Below are 26,030 nucleotides of genomic sequence, written 5' to 3' on the forward strand. Positions count from 1 at the left end.
TTCCGCTTAACGGGTATTTCTCGCGGTTTTTAACCTAAACATATCAAAGACAAATATCTTGTAACGTATTGGCGGTAGGTTGTCTTATTGCAACTTACTATGCGCCTGACATAAACTTGTGCCACTTTTTAACTATGGGGATGACTGAGTGAGACTTCCAAGTCACATTAGACGCATGATTTCAATATGGCTTGCGGCCCTATTGATTTTGCTGTCTTTTGCTGCCTCAGCCCATAGTGTGACGCACCTTGATGATGGTGCTAAGACTCACTGCACCCTCTGCTTCCACCAGCATCAATTTAATAAAATCTTATTGACTCAACCACTGGTGCTTAATTTAGCCGTACAGCGGTTTGATGTTGTTGAGTTTGTTCTACCGGTTTTCCTCTCAAAACACATCAGTGTTTATCGTAGTCGCGCTCCACCTGTTTTACTCTAAATCAACTTACATATTTTAACTTATTGTATTTCTTGATGGTTTTCACCATCGAGCGTTTGTTGTATTTTGGAGATATTATGACAGTTTTTAACACCCAAGTTTCTTTGGTGGCATTAGCCTGCGCGTTTGCTTCACCTTCGTTGTTTGCCGCTGATTCTAGCTTGACCAACCCTAATATTAGCGCGGTATTAAATGGTTATTACCAAACGGGCGAACGGCCTTTATCTGAAACCTCTGAAGGTTTTGGTCTAGGTGAAACTGAATTAGCCATGAGTGCCAATATTGATGATATGTTCTATGGCAAGGTGACTGCCGTTGTTGAAATCCATGATGGTGAGAGTGAGCTCAACCTTGAAGAAGCCTTTATCCAGACGATGGCGATGCCAGGGGGATTTTCTATTCGTGGTGGTCGTTTTTTATCGGATATTGGCTACCTTAATAACCAACACTTACATACTGATTCTTTCACCGATCGTCCTATCGCCTACCGTGCCTTTTTAGGTGGTCACTACTTTGATGATGGTGTGCGCTTAAACTTTGTTGCTCCAACCGATCTTTATTGGACTATGGGTGTAGAAGCCTTTAAAGGAGAAAGTTTACGGGCAGCCGATGAGCATGGTGAGCGTGAATTTGAAAATGTCGGGGTTTACACTTTATACACCAAAATCGGTGGTGACATTGGCGATAACAGCTCATGGCAGGCAGGTTTAAGTTACTTGCGTAACGAAAATGGTCAAGTGACCGCCCATGAGGAAGGTGAAGAAGATGAAGATGAACATGAACATGAACATGAAGAAGGACATGATCATAGCCATGCGGCATCTTATACGGGTAAAAATACCTATGGGGCTGATTTTGTTTATAAGTGGGCACCTAACGGTAACTACAAATACCAAAATTTAACCTTGAGCGGTGAATATTTCCGTGTGACGGATTTTACGCCTGTAGATTTGCATCCAGAAGATGCTCCGAGCAAGGATTATCATCAAGGTTGGTATTTGAGTAGTGTGTACCAATTTACACCAAGTTGGTCTGCTGGAGTGCGTTATGGTGAAGTTGATACTCAAGAACTCCATGGTGATCATTTTCATGCACAAAAGTTGAAGGAATCAGAGGTCACACTGGCATGGCATTCGAGCCATTTCTCGACGGTTCGTTTTCAGTATACTAATCAAAAAGGGACGAATTTTGATGGCTTTGAAGACGATAACATCTTTACTATTCAGTATATTATGACGTTGGGGGCTCACGGTGCGCATCAATTCTAAATTAGTGAAATTGGCTGCAGTAGCACTCTCTGCAGCTTATATGGGGTTGGCCCATGCTGAGCTGAATGTGTTTGCCTGTGAACCTGAGTATGCGGCCTTGGCGAAGGAATTAGCGCCCACGGCTAATATCTATTCTGCGACAACGGCATTACAGGATCCTCACCAAGTGCAAGCGCGCCCGAGTTTAATTGCTAAAATGCGCCAAGCAGATCTTGTGGTTTGTGCGGGGGCTGATTTGGAGGTAGGTTGGTTACCTATGTTACAAATGAAATCGGCAAACGCTAAGGTGCAATCAACGGAAAAGGGCCTATTCTTTGCTGCCGATCACATTGAGACGCTAGATAAATTAGCCAGTGTTGATCGTAGTATGGGGGATGTACACGCCCAAGGAAATCCGCATCTGCATTTTGATCCTATGCGTTTGCTTCAGGTTGCCACAGCTTTAACCAGTAAGATGGCTCAGCTTGATCCTGCGAGTGAAGCTCATTACCAACAGTCCTTAGCGGATTTTACCGCGCGCTGGCAAGCTGCCATTCCGCGTTGGGAAGAGCAAGCAAAAGGGTTACAGGGTAAAAAAGTGATCGCTTACCATTCTAGTTTTCGATACTTATTTAACTGGATTGGTATAGAGCAAGTGGCTGATTTAGAACCTAAACCTGGTCTAGCACCAACTAGCGGGCATTTAGCTAGCTTGTTAACGCGCGCTGAGCAAGGTGATATTTTGGCCGTTGTTGTGGCATCTTATCAAGATGAGCGCGGTGCAAAATGGTTAGGTGAAAAAGCCCATTTGCCAGTGCTAATGCTACCCATGTCAGTGGGTGGTAATGATAGCAGTAAGGATCTATTCAGCCTTTATGACAGTGTGATTTCCCTCTTAAATGGAGTGAAATAACGCCTATGTTTGATCTGGAGCTGATGTCGATTTTGCTGCCAGCATTTGCTGCTGGGGTTTTAGTGCTGTCGACTCATGTTGTACTCGGAAGACAAGTTCTAAAGCGTGGCATTATCTTTATTGATTTGGCCATAGCACAAGTGGCGGCTTTGGGAGCCATCGTCGCTCATATGGATCACAGGGTAGAAGATATACCTTTTTCTCATGTGTGGATGCCAGCGGTGTTTGCCCTTGCAGGCGCAGGGTTTATTGCTTGGTTATCTAAGCGTATGGCGGATGAGCTAGAAGCGATGATTGGTTGTTTTTACGTGTTGTCAGCGGTTGCAGCTATGTTGTTGTTGGCAAACGACCCCCATGGGGCTGAGTTACTAAAACAATTGATGTCAGGGCAGATCCTATGGGTCAGTTGGCCACAGTTAATCTTACCTACTGTGGTTTATGCTGTTGTGCTATTAACATTTTTTCTGCGCCCTCAAATCCTTGATGGTGCAGGATTTTATTTGTTATTTGCGCTGGTTATCACCCTCTCAGTTGAGCTTGTTGGTGTATATCTGGTCTTCAGCACCTTAATTTTGCCCGCGCTAGCACTGAATAAATACCGTGGAAAAGGTCAATTATTTTATGCCTACCTTGTGGGGTTAATTGGCTATTTACTCGGACTCGTGCTTTCAGCAGCTTTCGATTTACCCAGCGGTGCGGCGATTGTTGCTACATTGGCCGTAAGTGCGCTGGTATTTCGTTGGTGGTTAGCTAAATTAGGGACTTTTTCTGCTCAAATCGCCTCTAAACATTAGATGTTGAAATTAAAGCCCATCAACACACTGTATTTACAATGAGTTGATGGGCTTTTTTTTGTTAGCGAATCGGCTTACAGATGTAAACAATATATTGAGTCCATAGGCCATGCTGGCTATACTGTCGCCAATTTTATCGTTGGAGTATGCTGTGCTGTTAATCGTCAGATCTATGCTGTTGGCGGTGTCTTTGTTGCTTGCCTTTATTTTTGGTGGATTGGTGTGTTTACTCAGACCTCGACACCGTGACAATGTACATATGTTCGCCAAGATCTTCTCTTCTGTTGCACCGATCCTAGGGATAAAAGTGATCGTTCGTCGGCATAAAGAGGTGCAGGATGGCCCCTATATTTTCTTAGCAAATCATCAGAATAACTTCGATCTTTTTACTCACACTAAGGCCGTTCCTAAGGGCACGGTTAGCTTAGGTAAGAAAAGTTTGGTTTGGATGCCACTATTTGGCCAAATTTATTGGTTGTCGGGCAATATTCTCATCGATCGGAAAAATCGACACAGTGCCTTTGATACGATGGCGAAGACAGTTGAGAAAATTAAGCAAAAAAGTTTATCTGTATGGATTTTTCCTGAAGGCACCCGTTCTCGAGGACGTGGTTTATTACCCTTCAAGGCGGGGGCTTTTCATACAGCGATTGCAGCAGGTGTCCCAATTGTGCCCGTGTTAGCTTCCTGTCAGAGCCATATTAATTTAAATCGTTGGGATAATGGGGTTGTTATTATCGAAATGATGGCGCCAATACCCACTGCGGATATAGACAAAGCGGATGTTAAAGCTTTTTCTGCACAAATTTATGACAGTATGTCGGCAAAATTTAATGAGATAAACCGAGAAGCGGCAACATTAATGGGTAAAACTCCTATGGATGATGGCGTATAATAGCCTCAATTTGAGCCAGATTTATCTTAACGGAGACACGTTTATGTCTATTGAAAGTCAGTTAAAAGCACAACTTGCCGAGAATCGCGACATAGTGCAAGCCCTACTCGATGATGGCTCTGAGCCTGATGCGGAGTATGTGATTGAGCATCATTTTTCATCAACCAACTTTGATCGCCTCGAAAAAGCAGCAGTAGATGCCTTTAAACTGGGCTTTGAAGTCAACGATGCCGAAGAAATGGAGTTAGAAGATGGCTCTGTGATCTTCTGTTTCGATGCAGTGGCTCACCATAAGTTAGATGTAGCATTAATTGATAAAGCGACTGAGCAATTGCTACAGTTAGCCGCTAAACAGAAAGTGGACTACGATGGTTGGGGCACTTATTTTGTTGGCGATGATATGGATGACGAGGATGAAGACGAAGAAGATGACGGATTTCCGCATTAATTTAGATTAAGTGTTAAGCATCCACAAAGACAATAAAGCCCATTGAGATGGGCTTTATTGTCTTTAAAATCATGTGATTATTGTTTTTTCAGTATGTAGTACACTACAGTTACGACCTTTTTGCTTTGCTTCGTATAGTGCTTTATCAGAGCAGGAAATCCAACTTGAGCTACTACTAATATGCTTGCCTATCTCGCACACCCCTAAGCTGACAGTCACTTTTATTTTTAGGCTCTCATACACTATGGTCGACTCAGCAATTTTTTCCCGTAGACGTTCAGTAAAATGTAAGGCATCTTCACCGCTGGTTTTTGGCATAACAACTGCGAACTCTTCCCCTCCATAACGTCCTGCGCAATCGGTTTCCCGTAAAGATTGGCTGAGAATATGGGCTATATGTTGGATCACTTTATCCCCAGCGACATGACCATAGGTATCGTTAATGTATTTAAAGTTATCTATGTCTATCATCACTAGGCTCGGGATATCGTTATAGCGAGCATATAAGTCAAATTCATGCTCTAGGCATAGTTGCCAGTGCCGACGGTTATGCAGTTGGGTGAGTCCATCGGTTTGGCTTAGGCGTTCGAGTTGTTCGTTTGCCGCTTTTAACTGTAACTTGTTGACGGCAATATCAGTGACATCATACACAATCACGCTGATGTGGGTGATTTTGCCCGTTAAGGAGGCCAGCGGGAGGAGTGTTACGTTTTGGTACATAAAGTCAGCGCGACCAGTAATAGGACGGTAATTTTTAAACTGGAACACGTATGGGCGCTGCTCCCAACTGATGAATGCTCGGTTTTTGAGCATAAAAACCGATTCCATTTTTTGCTTTAACCAAGTTGCGGGTAGATCGGGGAAACGCGTAAATACGTTTTGGCCTTTGATTGAATTTGGAGAAACACCGCTGTGATTCTCCATAAAGCCATTCCATAGTTGGATATTGTAATGCCGATCTAACACCACCAAGCCTACTTCAATGGTTTGTACCATATCAATGAGCCAGTGTAGTTCGTTCATTGCGCTTTGGTCGTTTGACATAAAGTTAAATCCAACTGGTTAATCGAGTAAATAGCCAAGTTTATAGCTGAGTGTCGGGATCGAGTCTTCAGTAAATAGCAATAATAAATCACACTGAATATCATGGTTTTCAATACGATAGTTTATTTCCATTGCGAGTGTTCTCTGCCATTTTTCTGAATTATCGTGGATAAGATCATTGACTGTGCAGTGGCGTCCAAGCACAACTGGATGCCCTTGGCTAAATTTCATATCGAGTTGCTCGGAAATCCCGTTCAGGAATGCACCAATTAGCACGTTACCAGTATCGATAAGTACTTCAATTTCGGTGTTTTTATCTTCAGGATCGGCGAGTCTCATTAGTTTTGCCATATCCTGAAAACTGGAATCATGGAATAGCAGTAGAGCCTCACCCGCAATGCCTGCGCCAATAAACCCTTGGCAAAGAGCTGAAACAGTTGAACTTTCCTCTGTTGCTTTTAGAGCCATGGTGAGTTCACTCACCTCAAGTACGTTCACATTTGGAATAGGCAGCAATACAAATACATCGAGTAACTTGGCAAGCAGATCGGCAGCGCGCCCCATGGCAACGTTAGCTATTTCTTGGCAAGCATCGCGCATATCCACCTTAATCATCGGAGTTTCATCTTCGAGCGCTTTTTGCGTCAGAGTCAGAATGCCGTATTCCTGCAAGATATTACTAATGGCATCGGCACTAACGGGCTTTTGAATAAAATCCAATGCACCTAGTGCTTTTACCCGTTCATGGGCTTTGATTTGAATATCGCCTGAAACCACGATAATAAGGGCGGGGAGGTCGTTTTGTTGTACCGTTTGCAGTACTTCATAGCCATCCATCACAGGCATATTGAGGTCGAGAAAGACGACCTCTCCTTTACCTGCGCGTATGGCGTCTAGCCCTTCGGCACCGTTGGTGGCGTAAGTAATCTCCACATCCCACTCTTTTGGTAGGGTGCGAGCCATTTGTTTGCGCGCCATAGCGGAATCGTCACAGATGAGTACAGATATTGTCATGCTGACTGGTGATCCTTATTTGCCCATTTATTGAAGATAACACTTATTTTCAGGTCCGACGGATGAATTGCGGTCTTCGGGCAAATCTGATTTATATCTTCTATTTATAACTTGCAGATTTTATTAGTTAATATGGCTAATTAATGGGGATAAATTCCTCAATGAATTTTATATGTAACTGAATAAACTCTTGTTCTTAGCTGTAAAAAGCGTTGCAGTATTCATATCATTTTTGACCGCTGATATGCTTTGTGCTGGTATTTATTAACCTAGATTTTGCCATCAGAGTGTGTGATTACCACCAATCTATGCCCTAATTGGGGTATAAATTGCGTAAGTTGCTGATAGTTGTAGTTATCAGGTTTAGTTGTTACAGCCTAACATAAACACTACCCAAAATTTATTAAGGCTGACAATATTTTGACTAAGGTCAAAATTAAGGTTTATGTTATATCTTTTAGTGGATTAGACCAAATGTGTTAACATTTGTTCTGGACTGACCAGTAACGGAATATTTGATGAGTACCCAATGTGTAAAAGTCACTATCAGCGATGGCATTGCCTATGTGCAGCTTAATCGTCCTGAAAAAATGAACGCGATTAACTATTTAATGTTTAGCGAATTAGATAGAACAATTAAAAAAATTCAGAAGAATCGAGCCATTCGAGTGGTTATTCTTTCAGGCGCTGGTGGAAACTTTAGTTCAGGGCTTGATGTTAAAAGTGTTATGTCAGCACCGATGCAAGCGGTGAAATTGCTCTTTAAATGGTTACCCGGAAACGCCAATCTCGCCCAACGCGTTTCCCTTGGCTGGCAGCGATTACCTATCCCTGTTATTGCCGTGCTTGATGGATGTTGCTTTGGTGGCGGTATGCAGATTGCGCTCGGCGCAGATATCCGCATCGCTAGCCATGACAGCCAGTTATCGGTTATGGAAGCTAAATGGGGGCTAGTACCCGATATGGCGGGATTGGTTTCACTTAGGCAAATTATGCCTAAAGATCAAGCGATGTTATTAAGTTTGACTGCTAAGGTTCTTTCAGGGGAACAAGCCTTCGCTCTTGGACTAGTCACTCAGTTATCTGAGCAGCCAATGGCTGCTGCAGAGCAATTAGCCAGAGAGCTAATCAAGACATCACCCGATGCTACCGCGGCGATTAAGCTCAGCATTAATAGGAGTTGGACGGCCTCAGTACGTAGCCTCTTAAGCCGTGAGTCATTGAGCCAAATTCGGCTCTTGTTAGGCAAAAATCGTACTATTGCAGCGGTACGGCAGCTTAAAGATCCTGAAAAACCTTATCAGGATCGCCAGTCTGGTTGGTAATACTGGGAATGTTGAACGCACTTAGGAATAGATGAGATATTTCGTAAAAACCTATCTCTCAGTGTGCGCCGCTCATTCTGGCGGCGAACCCCTTGATCGTGTTCAAACAATTTTGCCAAGCACTTTCATTATCTAAGTTGAGTACTAGCGTAGTTTGGCGGTAGTTTGGTGTGCCTAATGTCACAGCCAGTATTTTGCGTTGTTCGGCTGTCTCTAGTGAGGCAGGGTGGCCATCGGGCGATTGAATATCTAGGATTGGCATCGTGAGTTTAGCCAGTTTTTCTGCAATGGCTTGATTGCGTGTCTCATCTTCATTGTAGGGATTAATGACAATCAATACGTCGGGATCGGCAATCTTCTTTTGGCTTAGTAGGCTTATCAATATTCCCGCACTTTGTTCCGCAGTAATAAGGACTCGCTTACCCGGATAGTCTGTACCTATGCCATCGAGCTGTGACATGGTTTTAATTAAAAATTCTTCTTGTTCTTGTAGGTGTTTATTGCTGTCTTCAGGTTTAATTTTCTGACTGGGCTTATTGGATGGTGTTGCTAATTGTGCTGCCCCAGCGGTGGTGACTTCCGCTGCTGCAGTTGCAAAATTGGGGGCTGGCAATTCTTTGGGCGGCGTTAAACTTAAGCTTGCCCAACCTGCAGGATTAATATTACGGCGCAAAAATGCCATTAGGCCGGGGGAATCAGCCGTACCATTGGTAGCGGGTAAAATAATGGTTGCGCCGAGTTTCTTTTTTCCTTCCCATGGGCGAACTAATAATTCATAGGGTTTGTTATCTATGGTGATTTGTTTTACTTCATTAGCGGGTAGATAGTTCCTCGTGGGGTTAGTTCTAGGAGTTTCAGTGGACGTATTAGGCTCTGCACTTAGGCAAGGTAACGTCATCAGGCTTAAGAACAAAACCCAAAAAGCTAAAAAGATGTGTGCCATAGGATGGATAACCCACTGTGTAGTATTACAAATTACTTCGCTTGAGTATAACCTGAACACTTATCAGTGGGCGATGTTTTAGATAATAGTGTCATCCTTAAAATAAAAACGCCCAGAGTATAATTACGCTGGGCGTTATTTTAAGTACTAAGTCTATCTGGCTGTGTGTTTACACATGGCTGACCAATACCATACGAATGGCATCAAGCTGTAGCTGACTGGCGTCAAGATAGGTGTTGAGCTCTTGCATTTGGTTACGCAGATATTCCAACTCTTCTTCACGAATATTGGGGTTGACGGCTTTGAGGGACTCTAAGCGGTCTAATTCTCCCGTGAGTTGTGTTGTCATTTTCTCACGCGCTTGTATCACTAACTCATCTACAGCGGCCTGTGCGTATTCTTCACCTTTGGCAAACAGTGGATGCAAGATTGGTTGTGATGCAGTCACTAACTTTCCGCCGATATGCCGATTTACCGCACTCAGTTGCTTATCAAAGCTGGCGTAATCCACTTTGGCCGACAGATCATTCCCATTTTTATCCAGCAAGATGCGGATAGGTGTGGGTGGTAAGTAACGGTATAACTGGCTCGACTTAGGCGCAGAAGCATCGGCCATGTAGATGAGTTCTAAGAATAATGTGCCAGCAGGGAGGGCTTTATTTTTCAATACTGCGACACTGGTAGTGCCCGTTTCTGAGCCTGTGATCAAATCTAAGCCCGTTTGCACTAATGGATGTTCTTGGGTGATCAGCGCAATATCATCACGCGAAAGTGCTGTGTCGCGGTCAAAGGTCACAGTTACGCCATCTTCTGGCAAGCCAGGGTATGTTGGGAACATCATATGTTCACTCGGGCGCAGGATAATGGAATTCTCACCCTTATCCTCTTGATCGACACCAATAATGTCCCATAGACGGATCACTGATCCAATGAGTTGGGTGTTCTCATCGTTTTGGGCAAGACGCTCAACAATGGCCTTTGCTCTATCGCCACCGTGGGAGTTGATTTCCAGCAGCTTATCGCGGCCTTGCTCCATGGCGTGTTTGAGTTCCTTATAGCGGCTCTGGGTGTGATTGAGCAGATTCGTGAGTTCATCCGCGTCATCACCCACAAGTACATTGAGCAAATCTTCAGCAAATTCAGCGTAAAGCACATGGCCGCTCGGGCAAGTGAGTTCAAAGGCATTGAGCCCTTGATGATACCACTGCATTAAGCGTTCTTGGGCGGTATCCTCAAGGTAGGGCAAGTGAATTTGGATATCATTTTTTTGACCGATACGATCTAAACGCCCGATACGTTGTTCTAGTAAGTCAGGGTTGAGCGGTAAATCGAACAGCACTAAGTGGCTGGCAAACTGGAAATTACGACCTTCTGAGCCAATTTCAGAACAGATCAGCGCCTGTGCGCCACCTTCCTCTTGGGCAAAGTAAGCGCCCGCTTTATCGCGCTCGATAATCGACATGCCTTCGTGGAATACGGTTGCTTGAATACCTTCACGGGTGCGCAGAGCTTCTTCAAGGCTGAGTGCGGTTTCCGCTTGGCTGGCGATGATAAGCACTTTCTTACTGCGGTGGGATTTTAAAAACGCGATCAACCAATCCACGCGGGGATCGAATTTCCACCAACTAGCGCTGTTATCTTCAAATTCTTGATACAGTTTTTCAGGGCTTAAGGCTTGCGCCGCTTTAGCCTCTAAGGTTTTATGCCCGCCCATCATACTACTCACACGCGCAGCCGTGAGGTATTGCTCTGGCATGGTTTGGGGATGCGGATTAAAAAAGCGCTTTGGAAAGCCTTTTACCGAGGCGCGGCTGTTACGGTAGAGCACGCGACCTGTGCCGTGACGGTCGAGCAGTTCTTGTAGTAATTCGCTACGGGCAGCTTGTTGTACATCACTATCTATGCCGTCGGCTTGGATTAAGCGAATGCTCGGCGCTATGTCTTTTTCGCTGAGCAATTCGGTCAGGCTATTAATCGCTGCATCGGGTAATTTTGCGTTGCCTGCGAGCGCTTCTGCTGCAATGGCGACGTCTTTATAGCTGTTTTCTTCGGCGAGGAAAGCATCGTAATCGTAGAAACGATCTGGATCGAGTAGGCGCAAACGCGCAAAGTGGCTTTCGTGGCCGAGTTGATCTGGCGTTGCCGTTAATAGTAATACGCCGGGCACGACTTCACTTAAAGCTTCAACCACTTGGTAGGCACGGCTTGGTGCTTCTTCGGTCCACTCTAAATGATGCGCCTCATCGACGACTAATAAATCCCAATCGGCATCTAAGGCTTGATCGAGGCGTTTCTTTTTACGCAGTAATTCGAGTGAACAAATCACTAACTGTTCTGTATAGAAAGGGTTGTCATGGTCGGCGTAGGCTTCCACACAACGGTCTTCATCAAACACTGAAAAACGCAGGTTAAAACGGCGTAGCATTTCGACTAACCACTGGTGACGCAGAGTATCAGGGACGATAACGAGTACTCGCTCGGCGCGACCGGTCAACAGTTGTTGATGAATAATCAGGCCTGCTTCAATGGTTTTGCCTAAACCCACTTCGTCGGCGAGTAATACCCGCGGCGCATAACGGCGGCCGACTTCATGGGCAATCCACATTTGGTGTGGGATAAGGCCAACTCGCGGACCTTGCAGACCGAGTAAATCAGAGGTTGCCAGTTTATGGCGTAGCATTTGGCACTGATAACGCACACCAAAACGGTCGAGGCGGTCAATTTGGCCAGCAAACAAACGGTCTTGGGGTTTATTAAAGCGAATATTGTGATTTAACAAGGTTTCGCGCAGAGTAACTTGCTCGCCCGTTTCACTATGAATACCGTGATAAATCACTAAGCCGTCTTTTTCAGTAAGATCTTCAATGGTTAAGCTCCAACCTTCGTGGCTTTCAACCGTATCGCCGGGATTATAGGTGACGCGTGTCAGAGGGGCTTCTGCTCGGGAGAACATGCGATTCTCACCCGTTGCAGGGAATAACACAGTGACCATACGGCCTTCTACTTGAACCACAGTTCCTAAACCAAGCTCTGACTCGGTATCACTTATCCAACGTTGACCTAAGGCGAACGGCATCTTAAATTCTCATTTCTGGGCGGACTTTAACAAAGGGCGCGTATGTTATACCAATACTGGCAATATTTGAATCGCCCTCTCACCCGTTAGAGCCTAATTCCCCCAACGCTAGATTACAAATTGAACAAGTCAGAAAATTGTCGTAGTCGGCCATCGATTTGTCATGCTACTGTCATATCGAGGGACCTACACTGCCCTCGAGTCACAGACTTAAACAATGGCAAACTTAATTGAGCTTTGGTGAGTTTGGTGCCAGTATTAATTTAAGCCTTTAGCTTTTTTCGAGCTAGATGTTTGAACCTAAAGATCATTCTAACCTTATCTAAGCTAATGACAGGAGCCATGCAATCTAACGTGAGACAGGATGTAGCGTAGACATCAATCAAGCACTATGGAGGCGCCATGGAACAAGACGACAGAAAGTTGTTTGTACTGGATACCAATGTGTTACTGCATGAACCTTTGGCGATCTATTCGTTTAAAGAGCACGATGTGGTCATTCCGATGACAGTGCTAGAAGAGCTAGACCAGATAAAAGATCGAAAGAGTGATGTGAGTCGGGATGCTAGGGTGGCCATCAGGGCGTTGGAGGATACCCTAGGAGGTGATACCACACCTGAGCAGATTATTAATGGTGTACCACTGCCGAGTCGAGAGGGTCATGCCGATGCGATAGGAGCGCTCTCTATTTTCCCCGATCACCTTGTTGATTTTACCTTAGGCAGCTTGCCGGGGGATGGAAATGACAACCGCATTATCAACACTGCACTTCACCTACAAAACCTCCACCATCCACGTACCGTCGTATTAGTCACTAAAGACATCAATATGCGCCTTAAAGCCAAAGGTGCTGGCATTCAATTAGTGGAAGATTACCGTACCGACCAGTTGATTGATGATATTCGCTTCCTCAGTAAAGGTTTTTACCAATTTGAAGGCAATTTTTGGGAACATTTAAATAAAGTTTCTACCGAGCGCCATGGCAGACATATTATCCATGAAGTGCCACTTAAGGATCTGGAAAACGATCAATTTTATATTAACCAATACCTTATCGATACAGAGTCGGATTTTTGTGGCCGAGTCACGGGGCGCACCGACACGCACCTACATATTTTAGATTTAGGTCGTGAGCGGATGAAAAACCTTGAGGCTTGGGGGGTTAAACCGAAAAATGTCTATCAAGGCATGGCATTACAGGCGCTACTCGATCCCGATATCGAACTCGTGATTTTAACGGGCCCCGCAGGTTGTGGTAAAACCTTGCTTGCTATGGCTGCAGCCCTTGAGCTTGTGGTTGAGCGTAACCGCTACGACAAGGTGATAGTCACCCGTAACACGCCTGAAATAGCGGAGTCTATTGGTTTTTTACCCGGCACAGAAGAAGAGAAAATGATGCCGTGGCTCGCCGCCATCACAGATACCTTAGAAGTGCTGCACAAGAATGATGTGAATCCCACGGGCAGCCTCAATTACATTATGGAAAAGGCCAATATTCAGTTTAAGTCGATTAATTTTATGCGTGGCCGCTCGATTCAAAACTCAATTGTATTATTGGATGAGTGCCAAAATCTCACAGCTTCGCAGATTAAAACTATGATTACCCGTATGGGTGAAGGTACAAAGCTGATTTGTTGCGGTAACTTAGCGCAAATCGATTCTAATTATTTAACTGCCGTTACCTCAGGGCTGACCTACATTGTTGAGCGCTTTAAAGACTTTGAAGGTAGTGCTAACTTGTACCTCAATGGGGTTGTACGTTCACGTTTGGCTGAATATGCCGAAGAACACCTTTAACTGAACCCTTGAATATGACCAAAAGGCCTCGTCTTTGAGGCCTTTGTTTTTCTGCACCCATTTACACTTTTTTAATCGATGAATCATGGGCATGGATAGCATTAGTTCGGCAATTATTTAATGTGATTGGTGGTTTCTTCCTGCTACTATATTAGCCCTATAGCTTTTGTCACAGAGAGCTAAAATAAAGCGCTGCAATCAAGGGTAGTGGATGAAATCGAGTGAGCCGGATCTTCAACTAAAATCGCCGATCCAAAAGAATTACAACCGTGCCGTTTTTTATACGTACATAGGCGTTATCGTCATGTCGTTATTAACTGCGTGGGTGTTTTTTGACCGCCAGAAAACCCAGCAGATGGAACAGCGTGAAGAGCAAGTTGAACGACATGTGTTGCAAATTGATCTGTTGCTTGAGTCGAGTATTCGTGCCGTAAAAAGTCTGCGTGATGTTGCAGTCGATCATTTACGCTTAGGTGAGCTAGTTCGGAAAGACCGTTTACCTGAGTACGGTAAATTTAACGAAAGTGGTCAATATTTTACCCTTGAGCCCAGTTATGCCAAGGGAGGCAAGCCTTTCACTAATATGGGAAGGATTACTGGTGCTGGATCGCTTGATGGTCGTAGTGACAAGTTTTATCAAGAACTTGAGATGTTATTTGAATTATCTTTGTCTTTTCCCGTCGCGAAAGAAGCCGCCCCTAAAGCGTCAGCTATTTATTATTTATCCAGACAAAGAATCATGTCCTATTTTCCTTGGACCAATGATGATTTGCGATTTAGGGATGAACTCCTCAATAAGAAACAGTTCCAGTATGCGACTCCAGCGATGAACCCGCAGCGCAGTGTGTTTTGGAGTGAGGCCTACATTGATTCAACGGGCAAAGGTTTGCTCACTACTTTGGGCGTTCCAATTTATCTAGATGATGAGTTTATTGGTTCTATTAACTTAGATATGACCCTTGCTTCACTTGCGCGGCAAATCCGCGTTTATTTTAGAATGCCCGGTACTGTGATTTTGCTCGATCAACAGAACAATATTTTATCCCACAGTGATTTTGACAGTTCCGATATTAATCGGGTGTATCACATCAGTCAGCGCATTCCATCTGAATTACATTCTTTACCTGAGTCTGAACTGTTCGATGCCCATGAAGGCATGATCCGTAATGGCTACTATATCCACTCAGTCGCCTTACATAACGCGCCTTGGCGTTTGTTGTACTTACAAGATGAAGACGACCTATTCCAAGATTCGTGGGAAAAATTGCAACTGACGTTTATTTTAGTGGTGATTGCGCTCTCAGTGCTGGTGACTATCGTGCATTGGCAAACGCGTCGTTCTTTTGTTAGTCCTGCATCACGTCTTTTGTCGCACCTTGAGGGATGTTCTCAAGAACCGCGCAAACCGCCTGAGAAAATTACTCAGGGTTGGGAGCCTTGGTTTTTGTTGGTGAGTCGGATTTTTGAAGAAAATAAACAATATACTCATCATCTTGCTGAGCAGAATAAGCGTCTCGATAAACTTGTGGCGCGGCGTACTGAGCGCTTGAAAGACACCACTGAGCGTCGTGAACGTGAGTATGCACTGCTGCGTTCGCTCCTTGATTCGATTCCTGAGGCTATTGTCTTCAAAGATAAAGAAGGCAACTACCTAGGTTGTAACAAGGCTGCAGAGCGCATGCTGGGTTACACCGAGAGTGAGATGATTGGCCTATCATCAGAGGATCTTACCTCACCGGAAATGGGGATCCGTATTCGCGCCGAAGATCAACAAGTACTTAAAGATCGTACACCGCTGCGTTATCAAGAAAAGGTCGAGTTGGCGGGTAAACCCGTGTTACTCGATACTCTCAAATTGCCATTTTATAACCGCCGCGGTGAGTTGCTCGGATTAATCGCCGTATGGCGTGATGTGACGCGAGAATATGAATCTGCTGAACAATTACGCTTATCTGAAGAACGCTATCACTTAGCTATGGATGCGGTAGAGGATGGATTGTGGGACTGGTATTTAGATTCTGAGCAAATCATCTGTAACCCCGCGTATTATTCGATGCTGGGGTATAAAACAAATGAGTTCCCAGCGTTGGTATCGGCAATTGATCATTTAACTCACCCTGATGATCGTATTCGGGTGGAGGAATATCGTAACCAGTATTTACAAGATCCGGTTGATGCCTATGAAATTGAGTTTCGACTGTTAGGCAAGAATGGTACCTATCATTGGGTGCTTTGTCGTGGTCGGGTGGTGGAATTTACCGCCGATGGTCAACCTAAGCGGATGCTGGGGACACATAAAGATATTACCAGACAAAAGAGTAATGAAGTTGCCCTGTTAGAAGCCAAACAAGATGCGGAACTGGCAAACCTCTACAAGAGTGAGTTCTTGGCGAATATGAGCCATGAGATCCGCACGCCAATGAACGCTATTATCGGTATGTTGCAGTTAGCGCAGCGCACTTCATTAACGCCGCAGCAAAAAGATTATCTCGAAAAGGCGGGTTTCTCTGCCCAATCATTATTACGAATTATTAATGATATTCTTGATTTTTCTAAAATTGAGGCGGGTAAGCTTGAGCTTGAGCGGGTGCCATTTCCACTGGATAAAGTGCTTGACCATGCGCTTGATCTTAATGCGCTCAAGGCTCAGGAGCAGGGGGTTGAACTCTTACTCTATGCCCCCGTCACCGCAGGGCTTATTCTTAAGGGCGATCCGCTGCGTCTAGGCCAAGTGCTGATAAATCTATTATCGAATGCGGTCAAATTTACCCAATCGGGTGAAATTGAACTGGGTTGTGAGGATGTCGGCGAGCGAGATCATCGCATTACCCTTAAATTCTGGGTGCGAGATACCGGTATTGGTATTAGCAAAGACCAGCAGGAAAAACTCTTCGATGCCTTTGCCCAAGCCGATGGTTCCACGACGCGTAAATATGGGGGCACAGGTTTAGGTTTATCGATCAGTAAGCATCTCGTGTCTATGATGGGCGGTAAGATGCAAGTACAAAGTGAGCTTGGCGTCGGCAGTACCTTCAGTTTTACCATCAGTTTTGAAATTGCCGAAGAAGCTAAGGTTGAGCCGCTAGTCGTACCTGAAAAACTCAATAATTTACGTACGTTAGTAGTTGATGATAATCCAACTGCACTGCAAATCTATTCTGCTGTGATGCGGGATTTCCACTTTGAAGTGGATACCGCCGCCAGTGGCGCCGAAGCCCTGTATAAACTGTCACGGGATCCTATCGATTTATTATTGCTCGACTGGATGATGCCCGAAATGGATGGCAGTGATGTGATCAGTGCTATCGATACTATGGTCGCTGAAGGCAGGCTGGATAAGCGCCCTGTAATTATTATGATGACGGCTTACTCTGCAGAACCTTTGCAGTATGAGGTGGAAAGCGCCAACGTATTTGCTGTGCTGCAAAAACCTTTTAAAGCATCTAGTTTGTTTGATGAGATCATCGCCGCTTTTGCCGATGAGCCGAGGTTAAATGTGGTTCAGTCCATGGAAGAAACTGACGTTGGCGAGCATACAGGTTTAGTGTTGCTGGTAGAGGATAACTTTATCAACCAACAAGTGGCGACTGAATTACTTAAGAGCGCAGGCTATGAAGTGGTGCTAGCCGATAATGGTCAAGTCGCGTTGGATATTATCGATTCCCGTCCCTTTGATGCGGTGTTGATGGATATTCAAATGCCAGTGATGGATGGATTAACGGCTGCAAGGGCGTTGCGTGAGCGTTATAGTCCAGAAGAACTGCCTATTATTGCGATGACCGCCCATGCAATGTCAGGCGATAGGGAAAAAAGTTTGGCAGCGGGAATGAACGCCCATATTACTAAACCCATAGTGCTCAATGAGCTATTTGAGACGTTAAATCACTGGATCCAGCACAAGAACCAGCATAGTTGATTTTTGCTTGGGGCCAGTGATGGCCTCGCAAGGCATACGCCCTGCAGCCAGCACTATTAGGAGGAAGCATGAAACCCTATAACTTTGCCTTAGCCTTAATTCTTTTAGGCTTACCTGTTATGAGTGTCGCGGCTAGCGAACCTAGCACTAAGATCATTAAACAGAGCCAAGAGGCTAAAGGGTTTCTTAACCTTTACTACGAAACGTCTCAGGGACAGTTATACCTTGAAGTCGATCGTCTCAATCAGCCCTTCTTATTAGTCACTAGCCTCCCTGAGGGCGTTGGTTCAAATGATATAGGCTTAGATCGCGGTCAGCTTGGTCAAACCCGTTTGGTGCAGTTTGAGCGGCAAGGCCCCTACATAATACTTAAGCAACTCAATACCCAATATCGTGCTAATACCCTCGATATAGCAGAGCAGAGGGCGGTTAAAGAAGCCTTTGCGGACTCAGTGTTATGGCAAGGGAAGGTCATTGAGGGTAAACCTGATTTTGTGGCGATAAATAATCTCGTTCTCAATGATTTACATGGCGTATCTTCGGTGTTGAAGCAAACATCACAGGGGGATTATCAGCTCGATTTGAGTCGCTCAGCCATCTTACCTGCTGGAGTCAAATCCTTTGAAAGAAATGCCGATGTTGATGTCCAGCTTACGTTTCATAATGCTGTTGCAGGGAAAGAGGTTGCTAAGGTCACTCCCGATGGCACTCTGATGTCAGTTAGGATGCGTTACTCTTTCGTTGAACTCCCCGATGAGGGTTATCAACCAAGGGCTTATCACCCGATGAGTGGTTATTTATCCGATGAATATCAGGATTATGCGACCGATTTTGATCAACCTCTCGTACAGCGATTTATGTTAAGGCACCGTTTGCAGAAACTGACGCCAGGCCCTTTACCAAGCAAAGTGGTTAAGCCGATAGTGTATTATCTTGATCCCGGTGTACCTGAGCCTATTCGTTCTGCCTTACTTGATGGTGCCAGATGGTGGGAGAGTGCATTTACCCGAGCGGGTTTTATCGATGGCTTTCAAGTGAAGTTACTGCCAAAGGATGCCGATCCACAGGATATTCGTTACAACATGATCCAATGGGTGCACAGAGCAACTCGGGGCTGGTCCTATGGCGCGGCGTTAACCGATCCGCGCACGGGTGAAATTATTAAAGGTCAAGTTACGCTGGGTAGCTTGCGCGTTCGTCAGGATTATCTCATTGCCAAAGGGTTAACCGCAGCTTGGCGGGATAGGGTCGCGGCAGAACAAGCTGCCACAGAGTTATCTTTAGCGCGTCTTCGACAATTGGCGGCCCATGAAGTGGGTCACACCTTGGGGCTAGATCATAACTTTGCAGCTTCGACCAATCAGGATGCCTCCGTGATGGATTACCCTCATCCTAAGATCCAACTAAAGGGCAATGATATTGATATCTCAGCCCCTTATACGACTGGGATTGGCCCTTGGGATTATTTTGCAATTACCTATGGTTACAGTGATGAAGGGGATGCTATTGCACAAAAAAATCTCCAAACTCAGTTATTAGCGGAGGTCGCGAAAAAAGGGCTACGTTATATCGGTGAGAGCGATTCACGCCAAAAGGATGCTAGCCAAGCCTATGCAAGCCTGTGGGATAGTGGGGAAGATCCTATTGCTCAACTGGTGATGCTCGATAAAATTCGTACCAAAGCCATTGAAGGTTTTTCCAGTGCAGCGCTACATCCTAGTGAACCGCTAGGGGAATTAGCCGATGCCTTTGCGCCTATTTATTTGCTAACGCGTTACCAAATTGATGCAGTTGCTAAGTTTATTGGTGGCACTGACTACAATTATCAGTCCATTGGTGAAGGCAGTCGCTGGAGTTATATCGCTCCACAGTTACAGCTAACGGCATTAGATACATTATTAAAAACCTTAGATGCAACTAGTTTAACTGTACCTCCGCTTTTGCTCGATAGCTTAGTACCTAAGGCGGGGAATTATCGCACTACTCGCGAATCCTTTGATTCGGGTCTCGGTGCAATAAGTGATCCTTTAGCTATGGCAGAGGGATTTAGTCGCCATACGGTTAGTTTGTTATTGATGCCGAAGCGTTTAAACCGTGTGAGCCAAGCATCGATGGCGGATAATGAACAGCTTTCAGTAGCCAGTTTATTGGATAAACTATTTGCGGCCACGCTGTACCAAGAAAATCAGCTTGGGCTTATCGAGGGTGTATGGATGCGGGTTAATGCCGTCGTGATTGATGAAGTACTGGCAACGCTGCACGATCCGCACACTTCCCCTGAGGTAAAAGCGGTAATGAACGATCGCGCTCAGTTTGCGATTAAACAATTAAAAGCTAAGGCAAATCGAGCGAATATGAATCGTGCAGCCCATTATAATTGGCTGCAGCAGGGATTCAATCAGGGGCTAACCGATGCCAAGGCCAAGCTCATTGCTAAGCCGTTAATATTACCGCCAGGCGCACCGATTTAACTTCAAGATAGTGTTGAAGTAGGCGCGATTAGGCGCCTATTTCTTTTGGATTTTTGGGATAAAAGTGATCAGCTTGACGCTCAAGATGAGTAAAGCGACGGGTATTTTTATAGGGCAATTTCATAAAACCAGAGACACCATGACCTTGGATCTTACCCACATGGTGCAAAATGCGATCTAGGCTAGCACGAAATGCGGCCTGTTTACGTGGATTGAGTAGCTTTAAGTAACTGTGAATTTTTAAGTGATTCGGCAGCGCCTCAAAAATGATGCAACCTGTATGATGGATCTGGTTGATACGCGCCAGTTCTTCCATTATTTCGACGGGTAATTCGAGGTTTTCATCGGGATCTTTACCATCCTCAAAGTAGGAATGTAAGCGTGATTTATCTTCTAGGGTGGGCACATCGCCGACTTCAAAAGGTAATTGCTGATCGGCACTGGCGACAAAAGGCTCATTGGTGCTAGCCCGTTCAATATGCAGCGTGTCTCTTGCGTTAAAGAAACAGGCTTTAAAAACCCCGATACGTTTAATCCCTCGCGCTAGCGTCACCATATTATTGACCGCGATGACCAAGGCACTTTTTTGTTGAGCATCATAAATGGCAAGATTTGAATCGATAAACACACCACTTTCCCGCCAGTGAATTGCCAGCCCTCCCACGATAGGGTATTGAGCCAAACGACCAACAGCAGCGATAAACCCCTTTTCGGTATCCCCCATGCCCGCTAAAAAGTTTCGATAATACTTTTCGAGCTGAATATCATCCATCTTAGCGATAGGATCTTGAGCGTTATGCTCCTTTAAAAAGGATTTACGTGAGCTATAGCTAACCGTTTCTACATCTTTGTCGCGGGATTGTACCCATACGGGGATTTCGCCCTGTAATTCAGTTTTAGGCAACTCAGGCAAATGCAATCGGTGGCTGTGTCTCATGCTCTTTAAAAAGTAATCGCCAGCAATAATACGCTGCTGAGGATCGCTACTGAGCATACCTTCTAAGGTACGAGCGAGTTCCACGGGTAAACCTATGCTGGTGGGAGGAATAACTTGAGCGCCGAAGCGGCTTGCTTGTCCTGATGCGAGTGCATATAAGGTGGCAGCCACACCTTGTTCGTCAAAGCGTGGGCTTGAGAGTCCGCCATTAAGCTGTTCTTCACCAATAAAATACACATCACCCATGCGGGCATTGGTATGTTGCTGATCGCTCGACATCAGTGCCATTACATTGTCTTCAACTGGCTTATTATATTCATCGCGTTGGGCAAATACTGCCGATCCCCAATCGATCAAAGACAAATGCTGACTTTGGATATCGTAGACTAAATTTGATGGCTTGATATCGCCATGAACCAGTGGTTTACCTGTGCGTAGATAATAAAGAATATCAGCGAGTTGGCGAGCAATGCTCATTACCATCGCAGCGGGAAGTGCACCTAAACGACGGCAAAGTTGCTCAAGATCTTCTCCTTTAGCGCGTTCCATCACAAGAATACCTTGTCTACCAACTCGCTCAAATTTGATCGCTCTGGGTATATTAGGGTGTGTGAGTAAGGACAGCATAAAGGCTTCTTCTTCGAGCCTATCCTGAATATGTTGTGGAAGGTTAATCCTTGAAAATTTAAATACATGGGCTTCACCTTCCAGATTAATACCCGCAAACACGAAGCCATAAGCTCCTTTGCCGATGAATTCAATATCGGAATAACCCAGTTTACTTAATTGTTGTTTACATAGACGGATCCACGCCTTGTGCTTGCGGGCATCATTGGCTTTGAGCAAATAAATAGATTGCTCTTCAGAAATGTAAAAATGCTGTAACTGGGGTGTTTGCAAAATTCTGCTCCTTATTTTGCCACTTCACCGGTATTGAGCGGAAATATCGCTATCGAGTGAAGTGGAACTTGCATTTTGAGGTTGCTTAGGTATTAGCGCAAGTCATAGGCTGCCTATCGCATCATTTCGTCGCTGACTTTGACTTATATCAAGTTAAATAGTGGCAACTATAGGTAATCTTTGTGGCATTGGATGGGATAAATTTTGGTTAAGAAAACCCACAGACAGAGTGCATTAAAGGAGGGCATATGCCCACCCAATATAAAGCGTTATTGATCGAGTTATTGGAATATCCACGTAAGCGTATTTTACAGTCGATGGAAGTCACCCATTGTCCCCATGCCGTGTTTTTTAATGACAGTGATGAGCAATGTTTAACCTGTCATCAGGGTATGGAATGTATTTGGATGAACCAAAATGATGAACTGGTTGCAGTGGAGAAAAAATCGATTGCTGAGTTAAAACAGCAATTACTGATCGCTGTTGATTTTATTGATTCCTCATTGAGTCCACATCATCTATCTCGTCGTCAGTGTCAATGCGATAACTGTGTATGGCTTCGTAAGGTGCAAGAGGCGTTAGATCAGTAAGTTAGTTTTTACACAGCGAGGAAGCGTTGCTTACATTAGCGGTTTTGCATCTATTTGGAAATGCCATTAGAGTAGGGCTACTTTCGTTATTTGAGATATTCCTATGGAACCCGGTTTTTGGCATGAAAAGTGGTACAAGCAGCAGATAGGCTTTCATCAACAGGATATTAATCCCTTCCTCGTTCAGTATTGGCAACGGTTAGCATTGCCTGCCGGGGCTAAAGTGTTTGTGCCTTTGTGTGGTAAATCCTTAGATATGTGTTTCTTGGCAGAGCAGGGGCACCAAGTTATAGGATGTGAGTTGAATGAATTAGCGGTGCAGCAGTTCTTTAGCGATAACCAACTCGAGATGACACAAACTGTTGAGGGTGAGCATCAACACTATCAAACCGAGCAAGTCAGTTTGTATCAGGGTGATATTTTCACCTTACCTAAGCGCATTACCCAAGATGTGACGGCATTTTATGATCGTGCGGCGTTAATTGCTTGGCCCGAAGAGATGCGCGCACAGTATGCTAAGCAACTGGCCAATTTATTACCTAGCGGCAGCCTTGGTTTGCTTGTTACCCTAGATTATCCACAAGAAACCTTAAACGGCCCGCCATTTGCTGTGTCGCCCAATTGGATTGAAGCCCATTTAACCGATGATTTTGAGATCCAAGCACTCGCTTGCCAAGATGTATTAGCCGATAACCCTCGATTCGTTAAAAAAGAGGTTCCTTGGTTAAATGAAGCCGCCTATCTTTTGAAACGTAAATAGCACGATATTAGATTTTGAATACATCTCATTGAATAATAATGTTTTATTAATTAAAGCTTGAGTTTGATGAGGTGTTTTTGATTAAAAGTTAATGTGTTGATAGGCAGGTTTACAAATATTTTTATGGGGATAAGTCGCGCTAATGACAACCGTTTGGTCTGCGGATTGGTGAGATACAGTCGTAAGGCGTGTTGTGATTATAACGACTAATATTTAACGGTTTTTTTGCTATTTAAAACTTAACTTTAAATGACTTACGCCACTTCATAATATTTAGGTTCTAGCTCCAATTGATTTTGGATTATCTGTACGGCCATTCTTGCACATTTGCCACATTGATCTGCAACACCTAAACGCTTTTTCACATCGGCAAGGGAACTATCGCCCTGGCTTACCGCGTTTTTAATCTGCGTATCTGTGATGGCATGGCAAAGACAAACGTACATATATTAGTCTCCAAAATGAATTGGTCTAATTCTAAATGAAAACGCTTATCAAATGCAATACAGTATTAAAAAAGGATATAAGAGAGTGCTAGAAAGTTTAATGATTTGTTACTCTGCGCACATTTTTTAGGCTATTCTCTTGGCTCAGTGCCTAGAAATGGAGTGGCAATTTTAATTAAAGATAAGCAACTGCTCAGGGTGATGCCTCATGGATGACTAAAAATATTAATCGTTATTCCATAAGGTGATCATGAGAAAAAACTTACCAGTTACACAGCGTGAATATGACTATCCGGCAGATTGGATTTTATTATCGACCACGGATACTCAGAGTCATATCACCTACGCGAATGCCTCATTTTGTAAGGTCTCCGGTTATGAGCTCGATGCCATGTTAGGCCAGACCCATAATATGGTTCGTCATCCGGATATGCCACCACAGGCATTTGAAGATCTGTGGAAAAAAATCAAAAAAGGGGAGCCATGGAAGGGCATCGTCAAAAACCGTTGTGCCAATGGCGATCATTATTGGGTGGATGCTTATGTATCACCTATTTCCATTAATGGCCAAGTCGTTGAGTTTCAATCGGTACGTACTAAGCCTAGTCGCGAGCAAGTTAAGCGAGCAGAAGCTGCCTATAGTGAATTGAATAAAACAGGCAGTATCAAGGCATTAAAGCTTACCCTAAGTATGCCAACCAAGTTACTGCTGATCGCTTTAATTGCTTTGCTACCTGTTTTGTACCTAGCGATTGAAGTTGGATTGGTTGGATTTATTGCTTTTATCTTTAGCTTCATTGTATTGCTTGTGGGAGGGCATCTCGTGCTTGGTCGCTACTATGCCTTAGTTGAAAAAGCGAAGCGGATCTACGATAGCCCTCTGATGGCACATATTTATAGTGGTAACTGTGATGATCTTGGCGCCATAGATTTGGCCCTACAAATGCAGAGTTCAGAGCTTAAGTCGATTCTTGGCCGCGCATCAGACTCCTGCTATAACGTCGCTGAGCAGGCTAAAGTTTCGGCGGCTAAGGGAAAAGAAATCCAGAGAACGAGTCAGTCTCAGCTTTCTGAAATAGAACAAGTTGCTACTGCCATGCAGCAAATGACCGCCACGTTAGGGGATATGTCATCCAATTGCGCCGATACCGCCAGTGCGTCTCAAATGGCATCGGCCGAAACCATTAATGGTGATAAAAGGGTTGCAAGTACGATTAGCTCTATTCAGGCTATGGCTGAGCAGTTACAGGAGACTGCTAAGGTGATTACTCAATTAGAAAGCCACAGTAAAGATATAGGTACTGTGCTTGACGTGATTCAGAGTATTGCGGGTCAAACTAATTTACTGGCGCTGAATGCGGCAATTGAAGCGGCTCGAGCCGGAGAGCAGGGGCGAGGATTTGCAGTGGTGGCCGATGAAGTGCGTGCATTAGCGCAACGTACCCATGATGCAACTAAAGAAATTCACAGCATGATTAGCTTATTGCAGCAAGGAACCAGTAAGGCCGTTGAGAGTATGCAGCATGGCTTAGTGGCGGCCTCACAATGTATTTCGACTGCCGATCTGGCGGGGGCTGCGCTACAAACGATTCGTGAAGCCATCGCGACTATCACCGATATGACTCACCACATTGCTAGTGCTGTGGAAGAACAATCGAGTGTGGCGAATGAAATGAACCGAAGTGTGGTGAATACGGCGCAGTTTACCCATTTAAGTCATCAGCTTGGCAGTGAAATGGTGAGTTTAAATGATGATGTTATTCAAGAAATGGATTCCCATTCGGTATTAGTTGGTCAATTCTTAAAGCGTAGTTTTAAGGTTTAATTGCTTTAATCAAATGCGGTAGTATAAAGGCAATAAGCGTGGCTATTGCCTTTTTTATTTTAATAGCTATTAAAAATCAATTGGTTGGTTATAGTGATCGTTCATCTGCTACTTGATGGTCATCACTATAGTTGTGACTGTGGGGTTTTAAGAGAGCGCTCGTTTAAGATCAGCTCATCCACTATGTAGGCTTGCAACATTGACAGGATTATCATTGACTCAAACTAGATTGGGGGAATTTTGCCCCCAA

At 44.6% G+C, this 26,030-nt stretch carries 19 protein-coding genes; 13 read left to right on the forward strand and 6 right to left on the reverse strand.

Annotated elements, in window-relative coordinates:
* Positions 1-148: 148 nt before the first annotated feature.
* The 6 genes from SPUTW3181_RS03260 to rraB all read left to right on the forward strand — a co-directional run bounded on the left by SPUTW3181_RS03260 (position 149) and on the right by rraB (position 4,736).
* Positions 149-439, forward strand: coding sequence for a hypothetical protein (locus SPUTW3181_RS03260; RefSeq protein WP_011920002.1), 291 nt, complete (start codon positions 149-151; stop codon positions 437-439).
* A 77-nt stretch (positions 440-516) separates the two neighbouring features.
* Positions 517-1,707, forward strand: coding sequence for a hypothetical protein (locus SPUTW3181_RS03265; RefSeq protein WP_011788011.1), 1,191 nt, complete (start codon positions 517-519; stop codon positions 1,705-1,707).
* Positions 1,691-2,599 carry a metal ABC transporter solute-binding protein, Zn/Mn family gene (locus SPUTW3181_RS03270; protein WP_011788012.1) on the forward strand — a complete coding sequence of 303 codons (909 nt, stop codon included), beginning with the start codon at positions 1,691-1,693 and terminating at the stop codon, positions 2,597-2,599. Before SPUTW3181_RS03265 ends, SPUTW3181_RS03270 begins: the two co-directional genes overlap by 17 nt.
* A 5-nt stretch (positions 2,600-2,604) precedes the next feature.
* Positions 2,605-3,393: a metal ABC transporter permease gene (locus SPUTW3181_RS03275; protein ID WP_011788013.1), complete on the forward strand. Its 789-nt coding sequence runs from the start codon at positions 2,605-2,607 to the stop codon at positions 3,391-3,393.
* 151 nt (positions 3,394-3,544) lie between these two features.
* Positions 3,545-4,288: a 1-acylglycerol-3-phosphate O-acyltransferase gene (locus SPUTW3181_RS03280; RefSeq protein ID WP_025008625.1), complete on the forward strand. Its 744-nt coding sequence runs from the start codon at positions 3,545-3,547 to the stop codon at positions 4,286-4,288.
* Between the two features lie 43 nt (positions 4,289-4,331).
* Positions 4,332-4,736, forward strand: a complete 405-nt coding sequence (rraB, locus tag SPUTW3181_RS03285; RefSeq protein WP_011788015.1) for a ribonuclease E inhibitor RraB — start codon at positions 4,332-4,334, stop codon at positions 4,734-4,736.
* A gap of 69 nt (positions 4,737-4,805) precedes the next feature.
* Here rraB and SPUTW3181_RS03290 read toward each other — a convergent pair whose 3' ends face one another.
* Entirely contained in the window at positions 4,806-5,780 is a 975-nt protein-coding gene (locus SPUTW3181_RS03290; protein ID WP_011788016.1) for a sensor domain-containing diguanylate cyclase, read from the reverse strand.
* Positions 5,781-5,798: 18 nt separating this feature from the next.
* Positions 5,799-6,794: a response regulator gene (locus SPUTW3181_RS03295; RefSeq protein WP_011788017.1), complete on the reverse strand. Its 996-nt coding sequence runs from the start codon at positions 6,792-6,794 to the stop codon at positions 5,799-5,801.
* A gap of 518 nt (positions 6,795-7,312) precedes the next feature.
* On the opposite strand from SPUTW3181_RS03295, the gene SPUTW3181_RS03300 reads away from it, so the two are divergent.
* Positions 7,313-8,119: a crotonase/enoyl-CoA hydratase family protein gene (locus SPUTW3181_RS03300; protein WP_011788018.1), complete on the forward strand. Its 807-nt coding sequence runs from the start codon at positions 7,313-7,315 to the stop codon at positions 8,117-8,119.
* A 58-nt stretch (positions 8,120-8,177) separates the two neighbouring features.
* On the opposite strand, the gene SPUTW3181_RS03305 is transcribed toward SPUTW3181_RS03300, so the two are convergent.
* A complete protein-coding gene (locus SPUTW3181_RS03305; protein WP_011788019.1) occupies positions 8,178-9,062 on the reverse strand; it encodes a DUF3530 family protein in 885 nt (294 codons plus the stop codon).
* A gap of 169 nt (positions 9,063-9,231) precedes the next feature.
* Positions 9,232-12,138, reverse strand: a complete 2,907-nt coding sequence (rapA, locus tag SPUTW3181_RS03310) for an RNA polymerase-associated protein RapA (RefSeq protein WP_011788020.1) — start codon at positions 12,136-12,138, stop codon at positions 9,232-9,234.
* A 402-nt stretch (positions 12,139-12,540) separates the two neighbouring features.
* Between rapA and SPUTW3181_RS03315 the strand changes: the two genes are divergently transcribed.
* From SPUTW3181_RS03315 to SPUTW3181_RS03325, 3 genes are all read left to right on the forward strand, one after another.
* Positions 12,541-13,935 carry a PhoH family protein gene (locus tag SPUTW3181_RS03315; RefSeq protein ID WP_011788021.1) on the forward strand — a complete coding sequence of 465 codons (1,395 nt, stop codon included), beginning with the start codon at positions 12,541-12,543 and terminating at the stop codon, positions 13,933-13,935.
* A gap of 211 nt (positions 13,936-14,146) precedes the next feature.
* Positions 14,147-17,851 (forward strand): response regulator, encoded by a 3,705-nt coding sequence (locus SPUTW3181_RS03320; protein WP_011788022.1) that lies wholly within the window; start codon positions 14,147-14,149, stop codon positions 17,849-17,851.
* A gap of 68 nt (positions 17,852-17,919) precedes the next feature.
* Complete coding sequence (locus SPUTW3181_RS03325; RefSeq protein WP_011788023.1) at positions 17,920-20,322, forward strand: zinc-dependent metalloprotease; 2,403 nt, start codon at positions 17,920-17,922, stop codon at positions 20,320-20,322.
* Between the two features lie 28 nt (positions 20,323-20,350).
* On the opposite strand, the gene SPUTW3181_RS03330 is transcribed toward SPUTW3181_RS03325, so the two are convergent.
* Positions 20,351-22,159, reverse strand: a complete 1,809-nt coding sequence (locus tag SPUTW3181_RS03330; RefSeq protein ID WP_011788024.1) for a protein kinase domain-containing protein — start codon at positions 22,157-22,159, stop codon at positions 20,351-20,353.
* Between the two features lie 248 nt (positions 22,160-22,407).
* Here SPUTW3181_RS03330 and SPUTW3181_RS03335 point away from each other — a divergent pair, with 248 nt between their 5' ends.
* Together SPUTW3181_RS03335 and SPUTW3181_RS03340 are read left to right on the forward strand one after the other, a co-directional pair.
* Positions 22,408-22,749: a hypothetical protein gene (locus SPUTW3181_RS03335; protein WP_011788025.1), complete on the forward strand. Its 342-nt coding sequence runs from the start codon at positions 22,408-22,410 to the stop codon at positions 22,747-22,749.
* A 103-nt stretch (positions 22,750-22,852) separates the two neighbouring features.
* Entirely contained in the window at positions 22,853-23,509 is a 657-nt protein-coding gene (locus SPUTW3181_RS03340) for a thiopurine S-methyltransferase (RefSeq protein ID WP_011788026.1), read from the forward strand.
* A 254-nt stretch (positions 23,510-23,763) separates the two neighbouring features.
* Here SPUTW3181_RS03340 and SPUTW3181_RS03345 read toward each other — a convergent pair whose 3' ends face one another.
* Positions 23,764-23,955 carry a bacterioferritin-associated ferredoxin gene (locus SPUTW3181_RS03345; RefSeq protein ID WP_011788027.1) on the reverse strand — a complete coding sequence of 64 codons (192 nt, stop codon included), beginning with the start codon at positions 23,953-23,955 and terminating at the stop codon, positions 23,764-23,766.
* A gap of 250 nt (positions 23,956-24,205) precedes the next feature.
* Between SPUTW3181_RS03345 and SPUTW3181_RS03350 the strand changes: the two genes are divergently transcribed.
* Positions 24,206-25,780, forward strand: a complete 1,575-nt coding sequence (locus SPUTW3181_RS03350; RefSeq protein WP_011788028.1) for a PAS domain-containing methyl-accepting chemotaxis protein — start codon at positions 24,206-24,208, stop codon at positions 25,778-25,780.
* The last annotated feature ends 250 nt before the right edge of the window (positions 25,781-26,030 follow it).

It is taken from the genome of Shewanella sp. W3-18-1 (assembly GCF_000015185.1).
Lineage (GTDB): Bacteria > Pseudomonadota > Gammaproteobacteria > Enterobacterales > Shewanellaceae > Shewanella > Shewanella putrefaciens.

What these genes read in the sequence shown, in the direction of transcription:
- SPUTW3181_RS03335 (WP_011788025.1), top strand. Translation starts at nt 22,408, where the DNA reads ATGCCCACCCAATATAAAGCGTTATTGATCGAGTTATTGGAATATCCA.
- SPUTW3181_RS03340 (WP_011788026.1), top strand. Translation starts at nt 22,853, where the DNA reads ATGGAACCCGGTTTTTGGCATGAAAAGTGGTACAAGCAGCAGATAGGC.
- SPUTW3181_RS03325 (WP_011788023.1), top strand. Translation starts at nt 17,920, where the DNA reads ATGAAACCCTATAACTTTGCCTTAGCCTTAATTCTTTTAGGCTTACCT.
- SPUTW3181_RS03350 (WP_011788028.1), top strand. Translation starts at nt 24,206, where the DNA reads ATGAGAAAAAACTTACCAGTTACACAGCGTGAATATGACTATCCGGCA.
- SPUTW3181_RS03300 (WP_011788018.1), top strand. Translation starts at nt 7,313, where the DNA reads ATGAGTACCCAATGTGTAAAAGTCACTATCAGCGATGGCATTGCCTAT.
- rapA (WP_011788020.1), bottom strand. Translation starts at nt 12,138, where the DNA reads ATGCCGTTCGCCTTAGGTCAACGTTGGATAAGTGATACCGAGTCAGAG.
- SPUTW3181_RS03275 (WP_011788013.1), top strand. Translation starts at nt 2,605, where the DNA reads ATGTTTGATCTGGAGCTGATGTCGATTTTGCTGCCAGCATTTGCTGCT.
- SPUTW3181_RS03265 (WP_011788011.1), top strand. Translation starts at nt 517, where the DNA reads ATGACAGTTTTTAACACCCAAGTTTCTTTGGTGGCATTAGCCTGCGCG.
- SPUTW3181_RS03290 (WP_011788016.1), bottom strand. Translation starts at nt 5,780, where the DNA reads ATGTCAAACGACCAAAGCGCAATGAACGAACTACACTGGCTCATTGAT.
- SPUTW3181_RS03345 (WP_011788027.1), bottom strand. Translation starts at nt 23,955, where the DNA reads ATGTACGTTTGTCTTTGCCATGCCATCACAGATACGCAGATTAAAAAC.
- SPUTW3181_RS03295 (WP_011788017.1), bottom strand. Translation starts at nt 6,794, where the DNA reads ATGACAATATCTGTACTCATCTGTGACGATTCCGCTATGGCGCGCAAA.
- SPUTW3181_RS03305 (WP_011788019.1), bottom strand. Translation starts at nt 9,062, where the DNA reads ATGGCACACATCTTTTTAGCTTTTTGGGTTTTGTTCTTAAGCCTGATG.
- rraB (WP_011788015.1), top strand. Translation starts at nt 4,332, where the DNA reads ATGTCTATTGAAAGTCAGTTAAAAGCACAACTTGCCGAGAATCGCGAC.
- SPUTW3181_RS03320 (WP_011788022.1), top strand. Translation starts at nt 14,147, where the DNA reads ATGAAATCGAGTGAGCCGGATCTTCAACTAAAATCGCCGATCCAAAAG.
- SPUTW3181_RS03315 (WP_011788021.1), top strand. Translation starts at nt 12,541, where the DNA reads ATGGAACAAGACGACAGAAAGTTGTTTGTACTGGATACCAATGTGTTA.